The 16271-nt window shown below is 67.5% G+C and carries 13 protein-coding genes; 7 read left to right on the top strand and 6 right to left on the bottom strand.

Annotation, left to right across the window (positions count from 1 at the left end):
* Positions 1-134 precede the first annotated feature (134 nt).
* Complete coding sequence (locus VAPA_RS31335) at positions 135-3005, bottom strand: ATP-binding protein (protein WP_021004261.1); 2871 nt, start codon at positions 3003-3005, stop codon at positions 135-137.
* Between the two features lie 567 nt (positions 3006-3572).
* Between VAPA_RS31335 and VAPA_RS31330 the strand changes: the two genes are divergently transcribed.
* The 7 genes from VAPA_RS31330 to VAPA_RS31300 all read left to right on the top strand — a co-directional run bounded on the left by VAPA_RS31330 (position 3573) and on the right by VAPA_RS31300 (position 10027).
* Positions 3573-4346 carry a sensor histidine kinase gene (locus VAPA_RS31330; protein WP_080666938.1) on the top strand — a complete coding sequence of 258 codons (774 nt, stop codon included), beginning with the start codon at positions 3573-3575 and terminating at the stop codon, positions 4344-4346.
* Positions 4347-4508: 162 nt separating this feature from the next.
* Positions 4509-4895 carry a hypothetical protein gene (locus VAPA_RS34265; protein WP_021004258.1) on the top strand — a complete coding sequence of 129 codons (387 nt, stop codon included), beginning with the start codon at positions 4509-4511 and terminating at the stop codon, positions 4893-4895.
* Positions 4892-5713 (top strand): alpha/beta fold hydrolase, encoded by an 822-nt coding sequence (locus VAPA_RS31320; RefSeq protein WP_021004257.1) that lies wholly within the window; start codon positions 4892-4894, stop codon positions 5711-5713. The genes VAPA_RS34265 and VAPA_RS31320 overlap by 4 nt, the downstream gene beginning before the upstream one ends.
* 38 nt (positions 5714-5751) lie before the next feature.
* Positions 5752-6000, top strand: coding sequence for a hypothetical protein (locus tag VAPA_RS31315; protein WP_021004256.1), 249 nt, complete (start codon positions 5752-5754; stop codon positions 5998-6000).
* A gap of 82 nt (positions 6001-6082) precedes the next feature.
* Positions 6083-6712 (top strand): response regulator transcription factor, encoded by a 630-nt coding sequence (locus tag VAPA_RS31310; protein ID WP_021004255.1) that lies wholly within the window; start codon positions 6083-6085, stop codon positions 6710-6712.
* Positions 6709-7329, top strand: coding sequence for a LuxR C-terminal-related transcriptional regulator (locus VAPA_RS31305; RefSeq protein WP_021004254.1), 621 nt, complete (start codon positions 6709-6711; stop codon positions 7327-7329). Before VAPA_RS31310 ends, VAPA_RS31305 begins: the two co-directional genes overlap by 4 nt.
* The gene (locus tag VAPA_RS31300; RefSeq protein WP_021004253.1) at positions 7322-10027 is read left to right on the top strand and encodes an ATP-binding protein; all 2706 of its coding nucleotides are present in this window, start codon (positions 7322-7324) and stop codon (positions 10025-10027) included. Before VAPA_RS31305 ends, VAPA_RS31300 begins: the two co-directional genes overlap by 8 nt.
* Here the strand turns inward: VAPA_RS31300 and VAPA_RS31295 are convergent.
* The 5 genes from VAPA_RS31295 to VAPA_RS31275 form a co-directional block, all read right to left on the bottom strand.
* On the bottom strand, positions 10018-12753 hold the full coding sequence (locus VAPA_RS31295; RefSeq protein WP_021004252.1) for an ATP-binding protein: 2736 nt from the start codon (positions 12751-12753) through the stop codon (positions 10018-10020). The two genes, VAPA_RS31300 and VAPA_RS31295, sit on opposite strands and share 10 nt — an antisense overlap.
* 224 nt (positions 12754-12977) lie before the next feature.
* The gene (locus VAPA_RS31290; protein ID WP_021004251.1) at positions 12978-13334 is read right to left on the bottom strand and encodes a c-type cytochrome; all 357 of its coding nucleotides are present in this window, start codon (positions 13332-13334) and stop codon (positions 12978-12980) included.
* Between the two features lie 10 nt (positions 13335-13344).
* Positions 13345-15105: a GMC family oxidoreductase gene (locus VAPA_RS31285; protein ID WP_021004250.1), complete on the bottom strand. Its 1761-nt coding sequence runs from the start codon at positions 15103-15105 to the stop codon at positions 13345-13347.
* Positions 15106-15118: 13 nt separating this feature from the next.
* On the bottom strand, positions 15119-15868 hold the full coding sequence (locus VAPA_RS31280) for a gluconate 2-dehydrogenase subunit 3 family protein (protein WP_021004249.1): 750 nt from the start codon (positions 15866-15868) through the stop codon (positions 15119-15121).
* A 61-nt stretch (positions 15869-15929) separates the two neighbouring features.
* Entirely contained in the window at positions 15930-16163 is a 234-nt protein-coding gene (locus tag VAPA_RS31275) for a hypothetical protein (protein WP_021004248.1), read from the bottom strand.
* Between the last annotated feature and the right edge of the window lie 108 nt (positions 16164-16271).

The following is a 16271-nucleotide window of genomic DNA, read 5'->3' as shown; positions in this document are numbered from 1 at the left end:
CCTGGATCCCCCCATGAAAGCGAAGCGGCCACTCTGCGCGCAAAGCCGTGCCGAGGCCAGTTAAGCCCTGTCAAGGTTTGTTATGGGCCGGCCATCCGGCGCTGTACAGTGCGCTTGATGCGGCGCGGTGTCTTTCAGGTCCGGGAGATTTCGTTGCGCAGCGCGCGGGCTTGCGCAAAGCCGGGGTGCTCGCCGCGAGGTGCCGCGCGCGCGCAGATCTCGTCCAGCAGTTCGAGGGCGTCCTTCGCCTTGCCCAGGCGAACCCACAGCCTTGCAACGCTGACCGCCGCACGAAATTCCCAACCCAACGCGCCTTGCTGCCTGGCGGTGTCGATGGCACGCCGGTAGAACGCCTCGGCTTCATCGTCGAGGCCGCGCTGCTCGCAACACCGGCCCGCAGCGCGCCAGGTCTCCGCCGCGCTCCATTGGCCGTGTCCGTCGCCGGCCCGCGCGATCGTCTCGTCGTCGATCCAGTCGGCGCAGAAGGTTACGAGCATTTCCTTGCGTGGCGCGTCGAAGTCACCGAGTTGCTGCGCGACCTGGCGGATATGGCGGTCGGGGTCGTCCGCGGTGCGCGCCTGCAGGCCCAGCGCATAGCAGTGGGCCCACTGGTGCCAGTACATCAGACCTCTGCGCTGGGCCTCGTCCAGCAGCATGCGAACCCATTTGCGCGCCAGTTCCAGCTCGCCCGACCACAGGGCGACCGGGCATGTGCCGAACAGCGCGAAGCACAGCGACAGCGCATTGCCCCCGGCCTCGGCAAGAGCCACCGCGCGGGTGGCGGTGGCCATGGCCTTCGCCGCATTGCCCTGGAGCCAGAGCGTGCGGGCCAGCAAGGCGTTCGATGCGACGGCGGCATCGACCTGGAACAGGTTGACGGGTGTCTGGCGCACGGTGCCGCTTACAAGGATCGCCGCCTGGGCGCCGGCACTGGCCGCAGAAAAGTCTCCGCAGAAGTGACTCGCCAGCGCGGTCACGCGATGTGCCAGGTTGAGCGCGGCGGGGTCGGGGGCCGATTGCGCGAATTCGAACAGCACCTGCGAGTGGTGCAGCGCGGCCGCGTACTCGCCGCGAATCGCATGCAGCACGCAGATGCCCCAGCGGGCCTGGAGCTCCAGCACGACCGACCGGACCGACATGGCCACAGCAAGCGCCCGATCGTAGGCGGCGCCCATTTCGGGGACCGGTCCGCGGGTGTGCCACAGCGCGTTGCCCAGGGCGATCTGCAGCCACGCCTCTGTCTCTGTGCCCGGCCCCGGCTGTTGCACGAGGCATGCGAGCGCGGCGATGACCCGGTCGCGGTACTCCTCGACCTGCGAGACATGAAACCACAAGGGCGCCGAAGCGACGGTGAGCGCGGCGCCGGTCTCCCAATCGTCCTGCTGCGCCAGGCAGGCGTCCAGCGCACTGCGCACGTCGTCCAGCCGGTGCGCGTAACGCGCGTTCCAGGCCTGCATGGTGAGTTCACCCGAATCCGACGTCGCGGCGCCCATCAGCTCGCGCATGAAGAGCGCATGGCGCCGCTGCAACGCCGGGCCTTCATCGGTCTGCGCGAGAAGTGCGGCGGCGTAGCTGCGCGTCGTCTCGAGCAGCCGGTAGGGCGCGATGCCGTCGCTGTTGTCGAACGACACCAGCGACTTGTTCGCCAGCGAGATCAATGCATCGAACGCCACTTCGGAATCCATGTCCGCCCGGGTGACGCTCAGCGCCGACTCGACATCGAAGCGCCCCCGGAAAACCGAGAGTCGCCGGAAGAGCCGCAGTTCCGCGTCGTCCAGCAGTGCGATGCTCCAGTCCAGCGCGGCCGCGAGCGTGCTGTGCCGGGGCAGAACGGCCCTGCTGCCCGCGGAGTAGAGCCGCATGTGGTCATTCAGCCGGAACGCAAGATCGCCGATCGGCTGGACGCCCAGACGTGCCGCCACCAGTTCGATGGCCAGCGGGATGCCATCGACCTGCCGGGCGACTGCGGCGAGCAACCGGCCATCGGAATCCTCGAACGCGCGGGCACCCACGGCCTTCGCACGCTCGACGAGCAGTTCGACCGCTGGCGACACCATGGCTTCGGCCAGGTCGGCACATTCCGCGCCGGGCACCGCGAGCGGCGACAGCCGTTCGACGTGTTCTCCCTCGATGCGAATGGCCTCCCGACTGGTTGCGAGGATGCGCAAGCCGGGCAGGGCGCCGAGCAGTTCGGTGATGAGAAGCGCCAGCGCGTCGAGCATGTGCTCGCAGTTGTCGATCAGCAGGAGCACATCGCGGTCCTCCAGGCGCTGGAGGATGGCTCGCGTCGTGTCGGGGGTGTCCGCCGGTGCGCCGAGCGCGCGGGCCACCGTGCTCGCCAGATGGGCCTGCGAGACCAGCGACGAGAGATCGATGAATGCCAGCTGCATGGCCGTGCGTTCTGCATGGCATTCGGCCGCATGGATGGCGACACGGGTCTTCCCGATGCCGCCGGTGCCGACGATGGTGACCAGCCGGCGCGTGGCGAGTGCCGCCAGCACGCGGGCCATGTCGGCGTCGCGGCCCACCAGCCGGGTGAGGCGCTCCGGCAGCTTCGCGAAAGACAGCGCGGGCAGGGCCGCCGCCCGCGGCCGATCCTCGGTCGGCATGCCGACCTGTTCGCGAAAGACCGTTCCATTGAACCGGTAGCCGCGCAGGGGAAAGTTCGAAATCCATTCCTTGCAGTTGTCCCCGTCTTGCGGCTCGCCCAAGGCCTTGCGAAGCGCGGAGATGTGGACTCGCACACTGGACTCCTCGACCACCACGCCGGCCCAGACGGTGGCGAGCAGCTCGTCCTTGCCCACGACTTCGCCCACGCGCCTGAGCAGTTGCAGCAGCAACTCGAACGAGCGGGAGCCCAGGCGCACGCTTTGCCCGAGTCTTTCGAGCCGGCGCTGGGCCTCCCAGAGGATGAATGCGCCAAAGCGCCAGCGGACCTCGCCCGGCCCCTGCGCCGCGCGGGGATGCGCCTCCACTGGCGTGGAGCGCGCCGCGATGTCGTACATGTCACCCACTCGCCGGACCTCGCGATGCTTGCGCTGCGGGCAGGTCCGCGCGGCGTTGGACCGCGACGATCCGCTTGCCCGCGATGGGAGATGCCTCGAGCGCAGATTTCTTCATTCGATGATCCAGTCAAGAAGATGAAGGCCGCAGCCATTCGGGCCCCACGACGGGGGGGAGGAACTGCCTGCCTGCCGGCCGGGGACGCGCCCCTTTGAGATGCAAGACGGCCAGGCCTGGGGTTTTGTGACAGGAATCGCGATGTGCGCCTTGCATGGGCAGCAATCGCCGCTGTCGGTGATGTCGAACTATTGGATGCGATGAGGGGCCGTTCAGGAACCCGGCTCGTGTGAACGAAGCGTCCTGAGATCACGAACGATGTGCCGCGGCCGGCTCTGGCCGATTGGTGTTCCGCCGGCAACACGGTGCGCCACCGCAGCGCCCTTCTGCGAGGAGATGCGGCTGCCTACGATCGGTGCCATCGCGAAGAACCAGAGAACAACGTCGTTCATCACCGAGGCCCCCTGCCGCGATGAATCCGGGGTGGCCGCATCAAGAAGCACGGATTCCTCGTGGAGCTTTATCACACCGGGGGCGCGCAAGCCGCCCTTCAGACCCCGCACGACGGTCGAGCCGCAACGAGCTTGCGCTGCAGCACCCGGGACCGGGCGCTGGCCGTCATCTCGCACGAACTCAGGCAGCCCCTGAATGTCATTCAGATGAACGCCAGCCTGCTCCAGCGCCTGCCCGCATCCGCGGAACCCTCGCAACTGCAGCGCATCGCCCAGGCGATGCAGCGCGCCGTCGAAAGCCAGACGCGGCTCATCGACGACCTGCTCGATTTCTCGCGCGTACGAACCGGCAAGCTGGCGCTGCGCCGCGCGGAGGTCGACTTCGGCGCACTCGCGCTGGACCTTGTCGCCGCATTCGGCGCACGCTGGCCTTCGGGGCGCATCCGTGCGCAGATGAAGGCGGGCGATCCGTTGATCTGCCATGCCGACCCGGTGCGGCTGGAGCAGGTCGTGGGCAACCTGTTGGACAACGCGATCAAGTTCTCGCCCGCCGGCGCGGAGGTTCAGGTGCGCCTTTCCTCCGAGGACGGCTTTGCACGGCTTGCGGTGGCGGACAGCGGCTGCGGCATCGCGCACGAATTCCTGCCGCATGTCTTCGGCCTGTTCAGCCAGGCCGGCACCGGGGAGGGCGGCTCGCGCGGTGGGCTGGGCATCGGCCTTGCGCTGGTTCACGGCCTTGCGGTCGCCCACGGCGGGTTCGTGAAGGCGACCTCCGCGGGGCCGGGACGCGGCGCCGAGTTCAACGTGTGGCTTCCTCTTCATCGGCGCGCCTGACGGTGCGATGCACATTGATGCCGGGCATGCAACACGGCAGTACCTCCTGCATGCCTACCGCAACCGAGATGCGAAACCTAGCATTCGAGCCGTGCCGCGATGTTCGCGAACCGGAGCCCAGCCGTCCTGAGGCCAGGGCCATCACGCCCTCGAGGAGTCACCATGACGCAGCGCATTCAATCCTTCGCGCCACCGGGCGCGACACGCCGCACGCTCAAGGCGCGCACGCAGGCCTTGCAGGCGGCCGCCGACGCCGCGCCGCGAGGTGCGATCGATCGGGTCTGCAGCGCGGGATACATGAGCATCTCGCTGCTGGCCATCGCGGCCGCCTGCGCGGTCGCAGGCGGTGAGGCGGCGAACGGGGAGCTCCGTTTTGCCACCGTGGCCACGGGTGCGCCGCCGCTCGTGCAGGACACCTGCTCTGCAGGCGGCGCCCCGTATGCCAGCCCGTTGGCGCAGGCGTGCGCGAGCACCCTTGCGCGATGCATCCCGCATGGGGTGCGAAATTTTCAAGTCAGATCATTTATTCATCAAAGGAAATCGGCATGAAAAATCTTCCCAGTTTCGTACGCGCATTCACCGCCCTCGGCATCGTGGCGCTGCACCTCTCGGCGCCTGCAAGCGCGGCCACTGCGAGCGAGCCGCCGGCAAGGCCCACCATCATCCTGGTCCACGGCGCGTTCGCCGAATCGGCCAGCTGGAACGACGTGGCGCGTGACCTTCGTGCACGCAGCTTTCCCGTTGTCGCGGCTGCCAATCCGCTGCGTGGCGTGAAGTCCGACGCGGACTATGTGGCCGCCATCGTGGGTTCGATCCCCGGGCCGGTCGTGCTGGTCGGACATTCGTATGGAGGCGCGGTGATTTCCGCCGCTGCGGTTGGAAAACCCAATGTCCAGGCGCTGGTCTTCGTTGCGGCGTTCGCCCCTGAAGTGGGCGAATCGGCAGCCGACCTGTCGGGCAAGTTTCCCGGCAGCACGCTCGGCCCTACGCTGGCCGCGCCGGTGCTCCTTCCGGACGGCGCCAAGGACCTCTACATCCAGCAGGACAAGTTCGCCAAGCAATTCGCCGAAGATGTTGCGCCGGCGCTTGCCCACCTGATGGCCGTGTCGCAGCGCCCCATCACCGAAGGCGCCCTGGGCGAGCCGGCGCCTGCCGCCGCCTGGAAGAATCTTCCCTCCTGGTTCATCTACGGCGATCGCGACAAGAACATCCCGCCCGCCGTGCAGGCCTTCATGGCCGACCGCGCAAAGTCGATGAAGACGGTCGTGGTCAAGGGTGCTTCGCACGTGGTCATGATCTCGCGGCCGAAGCTTGTGGCCCGGATGATCGCGGAGGCCGCTGACGCGGTCGCGACGGCAAAGCCCTGAGGTTGCGCCCCCTCGCGCCCTGACGCCCCCCGCACCCGATGAAGATCTCGCTGCCTCCTCGTGGCGTCCGGATGGAATGGATCAAGAACGTTGCCTGCGCCGTGGCCGTGACAGTCGCGGCCGGTGCCGGCGCGGCAATTGCCGCCTCCGAGTCGCTGCAGCCCATGCCCGGGAACGCCATCGTCGGGCTCTGCGGCGCCATCGGACATTGTCGGGGGCCGATGCATCCGGAGGCGCCCGTCCCCGAGCGCGCCGTGGTCCAGTCCCTGGCGCATCCAGCCCCTTAACAAGGCTTGACACGGCTTAACTGGCAACGGTTTTGCCAACTGAGCAGACTTCCACCCATGACTTCCAGAAGGACTTGAGCCCATGACCGCGCCGACCCAGGCCAGGCAGATCCATGTGGCAGTCGCACACCGCGACCCCTACGTAGCCGCCGGCATCGCATCGCTGCTGCGCTCCCGCGCCGACTTCGTCGTTCAATCCGGACTTGCCGACATCGATGGTGGCGACGACACCGTGGACGTGCTCGTCACGGACTACGCAACCGGCGTTCACAAGGCGACGAATGTCCCGCCCGGCCGGGGCGGCTCCGCATCGAGATCTTTCCTCGTGGTCACGGACCAGAGCACCGGGTGGCAGATACGCCGCGCCGTGGACGCGGGCGTGCGCGGCTACCTTCTGCACGATTGCTCTGCCGAGGAACTGTCGGATGCGGTGCGCTGCGTTGCAGAGGGCCGCAGGTACCTGTCTTGTCCCGTGGCCGACCAGTTGCTGGACAACCTCTCGTCTGCAGTGCCAACCGCCCGCGAACTCGAAGTGCTCCAGCTCATGGCGGAGGGCTTGGCCAACAAGGACATCGGCCGGCGACTCGATATCGGCGAAGGCACCGTCAAGGTCCATGTGAAGGCGATCCTGCGCAAGCTCCGGAAGCCGACGCGGGTTGCCGCGATCAGCGAAGCCTTTCGCCGCGGACTGCTTCTGGAGGCATCGTCATGACCGATTCCCTCGATCTGCACGTGCGTGTGTGCCATGGCGACCCGCTCGCCATGGCCGGTCTCGTCTCTCTCCTCGGCCAGGAACCCGGCTTCCACGTGCAGGCGGGGGACGGGCCCGACGAGGCCATCGTGGACGTGGTGGTGGCGGATCACGCCTGCGCGCTGAGCCTGCTCGCTTCGGCTCCGGCACTGGATCTGCCGGGCGGGGCCGGCGGTTTTCGCGTGCCGCGCATCGTCGTATTGGCCTGGCGGGCCAAGGAGGGGGAGGTCATGCAGGCGGTTGCCAGCGGGGCGCACGGCTATGTGTGCCAAGACGCGAATCCGGCCGAGCTGATGGATGCCATCCGCTGCGTGGCTCGAGGAGGCTCTCTCTATCTCTGCAAGCGCACGAAGGCGCTTTTCAGGCACGGCACGCCGCGCGCAGGCTTCACCGCCCGGGAGGAAGACGTGCTGCGCTTCCTGGTGAAAGGCGATTGCAACAAGGGAATCGCCCGCAAGCTGGACATTTCCGCCAGTACCGTCAAGGCACACGTCTCCCGAATCTGCGAGAAGCTGCATGTCGGCTCGAGGGCGCAAGTGGCCGTCAAGGCTAAGCAGCGCGGGCTGGTCCGTGTCTGAGATTCGCCGGTGGCGCTTCGGCGCCTTCGCGCTGTGGGAAGCCGACCCTAGGCTCGAGCGCGACGGGCAGCCCGTGCGGCTCGGATCGCGCGCGCTCGGCCTGCTGGCGGTGCTCGTGGGTCGCGCCGGCGAAGTGATCAGCAAGGACGAGCTGCTCGCGGCGGTCTGGCCTGACACGGTGGTCGAGGAGGCGGGCGTTCGGGTCCATATGTCGATCCTGCGCAAGGCCCTGGGTCCGCCCGGAGCGCAGGACGGGTGCCTGGAATGGATCGCCAACATTCCGCTGCGAGGCTATCGCTTTCTGGGGCGGGTGCACTGCGAATTCGTGCCGTCCGCTGTCGCCGCGCAAGCGGCACATGCATCGCTGCGGGATGCGCCCGCCGGCTTGCCGGCCCGCTTCTCCAGTCTCGTGGGGCGCGAGGTGGAGGTCGAGCGCCTGCTCGGCATGCTTGCGGCGAGCAGGCTGGTCACGGTCGCGGGGCCCGGCGGCGTGGGAAAAACCAGCGTTGCCATCTGCGTCGCCGCGCGATACCGCGAACGGCCGCACGCCCAGGTCTGCTTCGTCGATCTCGCGCCCCTGACCTCGCAAGACCACGTGCTGACGACGATGGCGCGCGCCATCGGCGTGCGAGGCGGCGTAACGGACATCGAAGAAGCCATCGTCCAGCGCCTCGAAGGCCAGGCGACGCTGCTGCTCGTGGACAACTGCGAGCATGTCATCGAGAAGCTGTCGCCGCTCCTGGGCAGGTTCCTGGCGGCGTTGCCCAGGCTGCAGGTCCTTGCAACCAGCCGCGAGGTGCTGCGCGTGGGCGGCGAGCATGTCTTTCGCCTGGCGCCCCTGGCGGTTCAGCAGTCCCAGCCCGGCTCCCTGGGGTATGCGTTGCGCTCGCCGGCGGTGCAACTGCTCGTCGAGAGAGCCTTGGCCGCGGGCGCCAGCGCATTCGACGACGCGAGCAGCGGTCCGCTCACCAGGATCTGCCAGCAGGTCGACGGGATCCCGCTGGCAATCGAGCTGGTCGCGGCCCGCCTGGGGGCCCAATCCGCGAGCGACCTGGCCTTCCGGCTCGACGATCACATGCGCCTGCATTCCACCGCCAGACGGGCTGCGCTGCCAAGACACCGCACGCTCGCGGCGACGCTGGACTGGAGCATCGGCCTGCTGGGTGACGCCGAGTTGCTGCTGTTTCGCAGGCTGTCGGTGTTCCGCGCATATTTCGGCATCGAGGCGGCGCTCAGTGTGGCAGCCAGCGCGCTGGACCCCGACGTGGCCTCCGACGCATTGCTGAACCTCGCCAGAAAGTCGCTCGTCGTGTATGACACCGACCAAGCCGCGGAATCACCCTACCGCCTGCTCGATACCACCCGCAGCTATGCGCATGCCCTGCTCGTGCGGGCAGGGGAGAGAGACGCGGTGTCGAAAAGCCATGCCCTTTTCATGCTGGACCTCATGGGTATTGCCACCGCGGACCTGGCCTTGCTGGATGCCGAGGCCTGGACGCAGCGCTACCGCGGCTGCCTGGACGACGTTCGTGCGGCTCTGGATGCCTGCATCGGCCACCACGAAGACATGACGATCGCGGGCGCGCTCACTGTCGCATCGGCGCCACTGTGGTTCCGCCTGTCCGAGGTCAGCGAGTACCGGGATCGCGTTCGCGCGGCGCTGGACCATGTCGATGCGCTGAAGGCACCCGACCGCCTGATGGCCGGACGGCTGGAGATTGCGCTCTACAACGCGTTGTGGCACACCGGCGGCACGGTGCCGGAGATGACACAGGCGTGCGAGCGGGCGCTGGATTGCGCATTGGAACTCAAGGTGAAGACACTCGAATTCCAGGCTCGGTGGGGCCTTTGCGCGCTGAACATCACGCGCGGCGCGTACACACCGGCGTTGCGGCATGCCGAGATCCTGAGCGAGTTTGCGAGCCACTCGACCGTCGCCGTGACGCGCAACCTGTCGCACCGGATGCTGGCGCTCGCCAATCACTTCTGCGGCGCGTTCGCCGAGGCCAGGGTGCACGCCGAAGCAGCGGCGGACGTGGACGACGCGACCCGGCGCAACCATGCCAACGCGTTCCAGCCCGACGCGCGCACCACTGCAATGGCCATTCTTGCCAGGACGCTGTGGATCCAGGGCGAGAGCCGTCTTGCCATGGTCACTGCCATCCGGTGCATGGAGGAGGCCGAGGCGCTGGGACACACGCTGTCCCTGTGCGTTGCCCTCTTCTGGATCTGTCCCATGGCCATATGGGCCGTCGAACGACGGGCAGCCCGCGCCTGGATCGACACGATGCTGCGGCAGACCCGGTCCAAGGGTTTCGCCTACTGGCATGACTGGGCCCTCTGCTACGACGACGCCATGAAGCTCGGCGAGGTCGACGACGCCGGCGCGCACATCGATGCCGTCGCGGCAAAGGTCCTGGCCATGGATGAGCCCCGCAGGGAGATGATGGTCACGTTCTGCGACCAGTGGGTGGACGATGACCTGGTTGCTCGCGCGATGCGGGGCGAAGGCCAGTGGAGTGCCGCCGAGGTCTACCGTGTGGCCGGGCGGCGAAAGGAGCTGTTGGGCGACGACGCCGAAGCCCAGGCGCTTTATCTGCAGGCCCACGCCCTTGCGCGCTCGCAAGGCGCACTCGCCTGGGAACTGCGTGCAGCGGGTACGCTGGAAGGACTGCGCGCCAGGGCAGGTCAGCGATGAACCGGCTGCGCGCCGGGCCGGCGGACCCGTGCCAGTGCGGCGCGCTTTTCCCAGGCGATGGCGCCTTGTTGCCTCGCAGTCTCGATTGCCCGGAGGTAGAAAGCGTCTGCCTCGTCGGGTGCAGCGTTCTGCTCCGCGCGCCAGCCGGCAGCGCGCCAGACCTCGGCGGCGATCCATGGACTGTCTCCGCGCGAGACGCGCTCGATCATCTCGTCGTCGACCCAGTCGATGCAGAAGGTCGCGAGCATCTCCCTGTGGGGTGCGTCATAGCTTGAGAGCTGGCCGGCCACCTCACGCACGTAAAGGTCCCGGTCCGGCGCGATGCCCAACTGCAGCCCTTGGGAGAACCATTCGGCATAGCGCAGCCAGCCCACCAGGCCCTTGCGCTGTGCTTCGTCCGTCATCAAGTGAATCCATTGAGCGGCAAGCTCGAGTTCTCCGGCCCACAGCGCGACCGGGCAGGCGCCATACAGCGCGGAGCACAGAGAGACGGACTTGCCGGCCGCCTGCGCTCGGTCCACCGCGTCGCTGGCCTCTTCCAGGGCCCGGGCCGTTTCCCCTTGGACCCAGAGCGTCCGGCTCAGCATGGCTTTCGCCGCAACGATGGCGTTGACCCCCACCATGTTGGCCCGGGCATGGCCGAGGCCGCCGCCGATGCGCACCGATGCTTCGCTGTGCATCCTCGCCACATCGAAGTGGCCGCAAAAGTGGCTGGCCATTGCCGTCACCCGGTGGGCGAGATTGAGCGCGGCGGGGTCGGACCAGGATTGCGCGGCCGCCATCAGCGTGTGCGCCTGATCCAAGGCCGCCGAATACTCGCCGCGGAACATGTCGTGCGTGCACCGCCCCCAACGGGCTTGCAGTTCCAGCACGGGGATCTTGACGGCAAGCGCGCCGGCCAGGGCCTGGTCCGCGGCGGCACCCAACTCCGGTGTGGATCTGCCGGTGTGGAGCAGGGCGCTGACCAGGGCCGTGTTCAGCCAGGTCGCCGTTTCCGTGTCGCGCGTGGGTTGACGATCGACCAGTGCTAGCGCTGCGGAGACCCGGTCGCGGTATTCGACGACCTGGGCCAGGTGAAACCACAATGGCGCGGAAGCCGTCACCAGCGAGGCGGCCATCTTCGCGTCGGGCTGCTGCGTCAGGCAGGCTTCGAGTGCAAAGCGCACGTCGTCCAGGCGGTGTGCATAACGGTCGGCCCAGGCCTGCTCGGTCAGGTCAGAGAGTTCCGCCGCCGCAGCCTTCATGAGATCGCGCATGAGGACCGCATGGCGCCGCAGCAATGCCGGTCGTTCATCACTCTGCGCGAGAAGCGCAGCGGCATAGCTTCGCGTCGTGTCCAGCAGCCGGTAGGGCGCGACAGCGTCGTTGCTGTCGAAGAAGACAAGCGACTTGTTGACCAGAGAGATCAGTGCGTCGAATGCCACCTCGGCGTCCAGGCCGCCGGCGCTCACGCCTAGCGCGGATTCCACATCGAAGCGCCCCCGAAACACCGACAACCAGCGAAAGAGCCGCAGTTCCGTATCGCTCAGAAGCGCGATGCTCCAGTCCAGCGCTGCGGCGAGCGTTCGGTGCCGTGCGAGCGCGGCGCGGCTGAAGGCATAGAGGCGCATGTGGTCGTCCAGCCTGCGCGCCAGATCGACGACCGGCTGCACGCCCAGGCGCGCGGCCACCAGTTCGATGGCCAGGGGGATGCCGTCGACCTGCCTGGTGATCTGGGCCAGCAGGGGGCCATGCGATTCGTCGAACGCACCCGCACCCGCGGCCTTGGCCCGCTCGACCAGCAATTCCACGGACGGCCAGTGCAGTGCCTGCGTGAGCGAGAGTTGCTCGGCGCTCGGGATGGCAAGCGCCGGCAACCGGAAAACATACTCGCCCGTCACGCGAAGCGCCTCGCGGCTGGTTGCCAGGATGCGCAGGTCGGGCAGCACGGAAAGCAAGCCGGCGATCGGCGGCGCCAAGGAGTCCACCACGTGCTCGCAGTTGTCGATCAACAGCAGCACGGTGCGCCCCATCAGGCGGTGCGTGATGGCCCCGACGGTGTCGGGCAGGTCGGCGGGCACCCCCACGGCGCGCGCCAGGGTGCCGAGCACGTGAGCCTGGGAGATCAGCGACGACAGATCGACGAAGGCGATCTCCGTGCCGTGCGTGTGCTGATGGCTCTCGGCGGCGTGGATCGCGAGACGGGTCTTGCCGATGCCACCCGTGCCTACGATCGTGACCAGCCGGTGCGTTTCGAGCGCTTCGAGAACGCTCGCTGCGTCGGCTTCGCGACCGACGAGTTCCGTCATCCGAACCGGCAGCGGGGTGAAGCCGGGGTCGGGCAGTGGTTCCAGTGCCACGGGCCTGGCCGGGATGCCGGTCGCCTCGCGCCGGACACGTCCGTTGAAGCGGTAGCCGCGCAGCGGAACGTTGGAGATCCACTCCTTGCATTCGTCGCTGTCGCCGGGTTCGCCCAGCGCCTTGCGAAGCGTCGACATGTGGACCCGCACGCTGGCCTCTTCGACCACGACGCCACGCCAGACCGCTGCGAGCAGGTCGTCCTTGCTCACGAGTTCACCGGCCCGCTTGATCAGTTGCAGCAGCAGATCGAAAGAGCGTGGCCCCAGCCGCACGGTGTCGCCGGAGCGCTCGAACCGGCGCTGCGCCTCCCAGACAACGAAATCGCCGAAGTACCACCGGACTTCCGTCGACGCTGGGTCAGGTGGCTCCTCGGACTGCGCTTGCATGATGAGTCTGCGTACTGGCCGTCTCACGTCGCCGGGAGCTGGGCACGGGCCACGCAGGGCTGTTGACCGGATAGGCGGATCGGGCGGGCGGTTTCCATGCGTTGAGACTCAAGTTTCTGTTCGAGATCGTAGCGCGGCATCGCGCGACGTCGGGCTCTAGTCCCTGAAGTCCATAAGTCATAGGGGCATGCAGCCCGAAGCCACCAGTGAATAAAGGCGGCCTGCTATCGCAGCGTCTTCAGGTACCTGACGAGTTCCGCAACTTCACCGGGATCGGTAACGCCTGCAAAAGGCATCCTGTTGCCCGGCACGGCTTGCTGCGGATCGCTCAGGAAGGCGGCCAGGGATTTGTCGTCCCAGGTGATCTGTGCATTCTTCATGGCTCGGCTGTAGCCGAACCCCGGCGACGAGCCGGCCTTTCGGCCCACTACGCCGGCAAGCGGCGGCCCAATGGCGGCTGCGCCTTGCGCCGCATGGCATGCCGCGCAGGTCGTCCATGTCTTGGGCGGCTGCACGGCCGATTGACCGTGCGCCAGGTTCACGAATGCCGCGGCGCAGGCCGAGAGAAGGAGTGTTCGCATGACGGGCTCCTCAAAGCATGCGCGGTTGCCTGGCATAGCGCACCAGGTCGTCGCCAAGGCGCAGTGCCAATGCCGCGAGCGGACCGGTGGGGTTGTAGCCCGCGTTGTGCGCGTACACGGATGCGCCGACCACGAAGAGGTTCTGCGCATCCCAGTGCTGCAGGTGGGGCGACACCACGCTCGTCGACGGGTCGGCACCCATGACCGTGCCGCCGGTGGTGTGCGTCGTCTGGTACTGCCGCGCGTCGAAGTCGCCGCGCCGGGGTTGCGGTGCGCCGACCTTCGTGGCACCCATGGCGCGCGCAATACCGGCGGCCTTGTCAGTGACGTACTCGCTCATCCGATGGTCGTTCTCGCGGAAATTGAACGTCATGCGCAGCAGCGGCGAGCCGTAGGCATCGCGGTACGTCGGATCGAGGTCGAGGTAGTTATGGCTGTGCGGGTAGTTGCTGCCATGCACCGCGACGTTGAAGGCGTGCGCGTACCAGTCGGCATTGGCCTGCTTCCACGCGGATCCCCAGCGCGGCGTTCCGGCCGGATGGAGCCGGGCATTGATGGGGCGGCCGTTCGTCACGTTCGAGTAGATGTAGCCGCCGCCGAAGAAGCCCAGCCCTGCGTGGTCGAAGTTGTCGCCGTTGAATTCATCCACCACCATCTGCGAGGCGCCGGACGCCATGAAGGGGTTGATCCAGCGGTCCTTGAAGAACACCGGCACCGATGACATCACCTGGTAGCAGAAGTTCTTGCCGACCACGCCCTTGCCCGCCTTCGGGTCGTAGGGACGCCCGATGCCGCTCGTGAGCAGCAGCTTGGTGTTGGTCATGGTGAAACCGGACAGCACGACGACGTCGGCCGGTTGCTCGTACGCTTGCGCGGTCTGCAGATCGATGAACCGCACGGCCGTCACGCGCCTGGCGTGCTTGTCATAGACGAGGCCGGTCACCTGCGAGTGAAGACGGATCTCGAAATTTCGCTGTTTCAGCAGCAGGGGATACAGCAGCACCGCCGGACTGGCCTTGGCATTGGCCTCGCAGATGAAGCGCTCGCAGTGGCCGCAGTACTGGCACGGCGCGAGGCTCGCACCATCGGGGTTGGTGTAGGCGCGCGGAGAGTTGGCCGCGGGCAGCGGGAACGGCTTGTAGCCGAGGCTTTGCGCGGCAGCCTTGAAGACGCGGCCCGACTCGAGGATCTCGAGCGGCGGCTGCGGAAAGCCGCGTTTTCGGGGCGCCTCGAAGGGGTTGCCGCCTTCGATCAGTTGCCCCCCGACATTGCCCGCCTGGCCCGCGATGCCGAAGAGCCGCTCGAACAGGTCGTGGTACGGCTCCATCTGTGCGTAGCTGACGCCCCAGTCCTGCACCGTCATCTCGCGCGGGATCGCGGCCTTGCCGTAGCGGGACTCGAGGCGTGTGCGCAGAGCCGGGTCGTACTCGGCCCACCGCCAGGTCTGGCCGTTCCAGTGATTGGCCGCGCCGCCCATGCCTTCGCCGGGAAGGAAGGCTTCCATGCGGCGTACCGGCAGCGCGCTCTCGCTGATTGAATGACGTAACGTGTAGGTTTCGTTGGCCCAGTTCTGCACCAGGCTGTTGCGCACGCCCCAGCGCAATTCGTCGCGCTGGTTGGGCAGTGTGGCAGCCGCACTGCCGGCGAGATCGCCACCGCGCTCGAGCACCAGCACGTCGATGCCGGAGTTCATCATCTGCCGCGCCGCCAGGCCGGCGGTGAGGCCGCCGCCGACGAAGACGACGGCGCGTTTGGGAAGTTTGTGAGTCATGGGTGTTGAGCCTTCAGCTGAAGTCCTCGATCGACTGCGGCTTGGCCGCACCGGGAAAAGGCAGGCCGCGGTACTGGACCACGTTGCGGCCGTGAAAGGCGGGCAGGCCGGGGAAGCCGACGGCGCGCCAGAAAACTTTGTCGCGGTTGCCGCCGTACATCGGGTCGGCAAAGCAGGCTTGAACGAACAGCGGATAGAAAAAGTCGTTGAACCACGCACCGAGCGCATAGCGCTCGTCGTCCATCCGGCCGGCATCGACCTCCTGCAGCAGGACGTCGAGCGGGCCGGCCTCGAGCTGCTCGATGGCCTTGCCCGTGCGTTGCTGAGCCTCGCGGCGCAGCACTGCGAGGCCGGCCTTGAAGTGCTGCTCCGGTGCGAGGGGCGACTGGTAGCCCTGTTGCGGTTTGCCAGGGCGCCAGGGGCCCTGGCGATAGAGCTGGTCGCCACGTCCCCAGGCGCCGGCCAGCTGGCGATCGATGTACAGGTGCAAGCCGCAATCGACACCGTTCGGTGTCATGGCATCGGCCGGACACATCACGTTGACGAGGGCCTCGACGCAGGCGGCCTCCTGCGGGCCCAGCGACAAGTAGCCCGAAGAGCGGGCAGTGTCGGCCGGGCGGGCCGCGGCGTCCTGCGCCGAAGCGAGCGGACTGGCGAGGCCACCCAGCAGTGCGGGCGCCGCGAGCGCTGCGACGCTGGAAGCGCCGCCGATCTGGCGCAGGAAGAGACGCCGCGCGGGCGGCTCTCGGTCGTTGAGGGACATGGGGTCTTTCTTCGAGGGGCAAGAAGGTTGCGCGAAGGACGCGTGCGTTTCAGCGCATCGATCAGAAGGGTTCGTATTTCGCGGCGCCCACTGTTTCGGTCGGCGTGATCGGCGTGCGGTCCATCGGCTCTTGGGGCGCCGGATAGGAGAGATCGGACGAGGGGAAGGGGATTGCGACCGAGGCATCGCTCGTTGCTTGAAGAATGGCGACAGCACCGGCCGGCTGAATCGCATAGATCGAGACCGAGGCCGTGAGACTGACCAGCAGTGCCGCAAAGAAGATTCTTTTCGTCATCAACTACTCCTGAAAATTTGAGCGAACCCCTCGAACGGAAACCCCGTTGAAGGGGGCAGACAGTCGATGCATGCGACGAAAAAGAGTGGTTCGCGCGTTGTGCATCTG

Origin of the sequence: Variovorax paradoxus B4 (assembly GCF_000463015.1) — a bacterium.
In the GTDB taxonomy this organism is placed as follows: Bacteria; Pseudomonadota; Gammaproteobacteria; order Burkholderiales; family Burkholderiaceae_C; genus Variovorax; species Variovorax paradoxus_E.
The sequence above is the reverse complement of the archived record's forward strand: the minus strand, read 5'-3'. Positions and strand labels throughout refer to the sequence as shown.

Excerpts from the sequence above, each read along its gene's own strand:
- VAPA_RS31280 (WP_021004249.1), bottom strand. The coding sequence starts at position 15,868 with ATGTCCCTCAACGACCGAGAGCCGCCCGCGCGGCGTCTCTTCCTGCGC.
- VAPA_RS31275 (WP_021004248.1), bottom strand. The coding sequence starts at position 16,163 with ATGACGAAAAGAATCTTCTTTGCGGCACTGCTGGTCAGTCTCACGGCC.
- VAPA_RS31285 (WP_021004250.1), bottom strand. The coding sequence starts at position 15,105 with ATGACTCACAAACTTCCCAAACGCGCCGTCGTCTTCGTCGGCGGCGGC.
- VAPA_RS31315 (WP_021004256.1), top strand. The coding sequence starts at position 5,752 with ATGAAGATCTCGCTGCCTCCTCGTGGCGTCCGGATGGAATGGATCAAG.
- VAPA_RS31295 (WP_021004252.1), bottom strand. The coding sequence starts at position 12,753 with ATGCAAGCGCAGTCCGAGGAGCCACCTGACCCAGCGTCGACGGAAGTC.
- VAPA_RS31290 (WP_021004251.1), bottom strand. The coding sequence starts at position 13,334 with ATGCGAACACTCCTTCTCTCGGCCTGCGCCGCGGCATTCGTGAACCTG.
- VAPA_RS31305 (WP_021004254.1), top strand. The coding sequence starts at position 6,709 with ATGACCGATTCCCTCGATCTGCACGTGCGTGTGTGCCATGGCGACCCG.
- VAPA_RS31320 (WP_021004257.1), top strand. The coding sequence starts at position 4,892 with ATGAAAAATCTTCCCAGTTTCGTACGCGCATTCACCGCCCTCGGCATC.
- VAPA_RS31335 (WP_021004261.1), bottom strand. The coding sequence starts at position 3,005 with ATGTACGACATCGCGGCGCGCTCCACGCCAGTGGAGGCGCATCCCCGC.
- VAPA_RS31310 (WP_021004255.1), top strand. The coding sequence starts at position 6,083 with ATGACCGCGCCGACCCAGGCCAGGCAGATCCATGTGGCAGTCGCACAC.
- VAPA_RS34265 (WP_021004258.1), top strand. The coding sequence starts at position 4,509 with ATGACGCAGCGCATTCAATCCTTCGCGCCACCGGGCGCGACACGCCGC.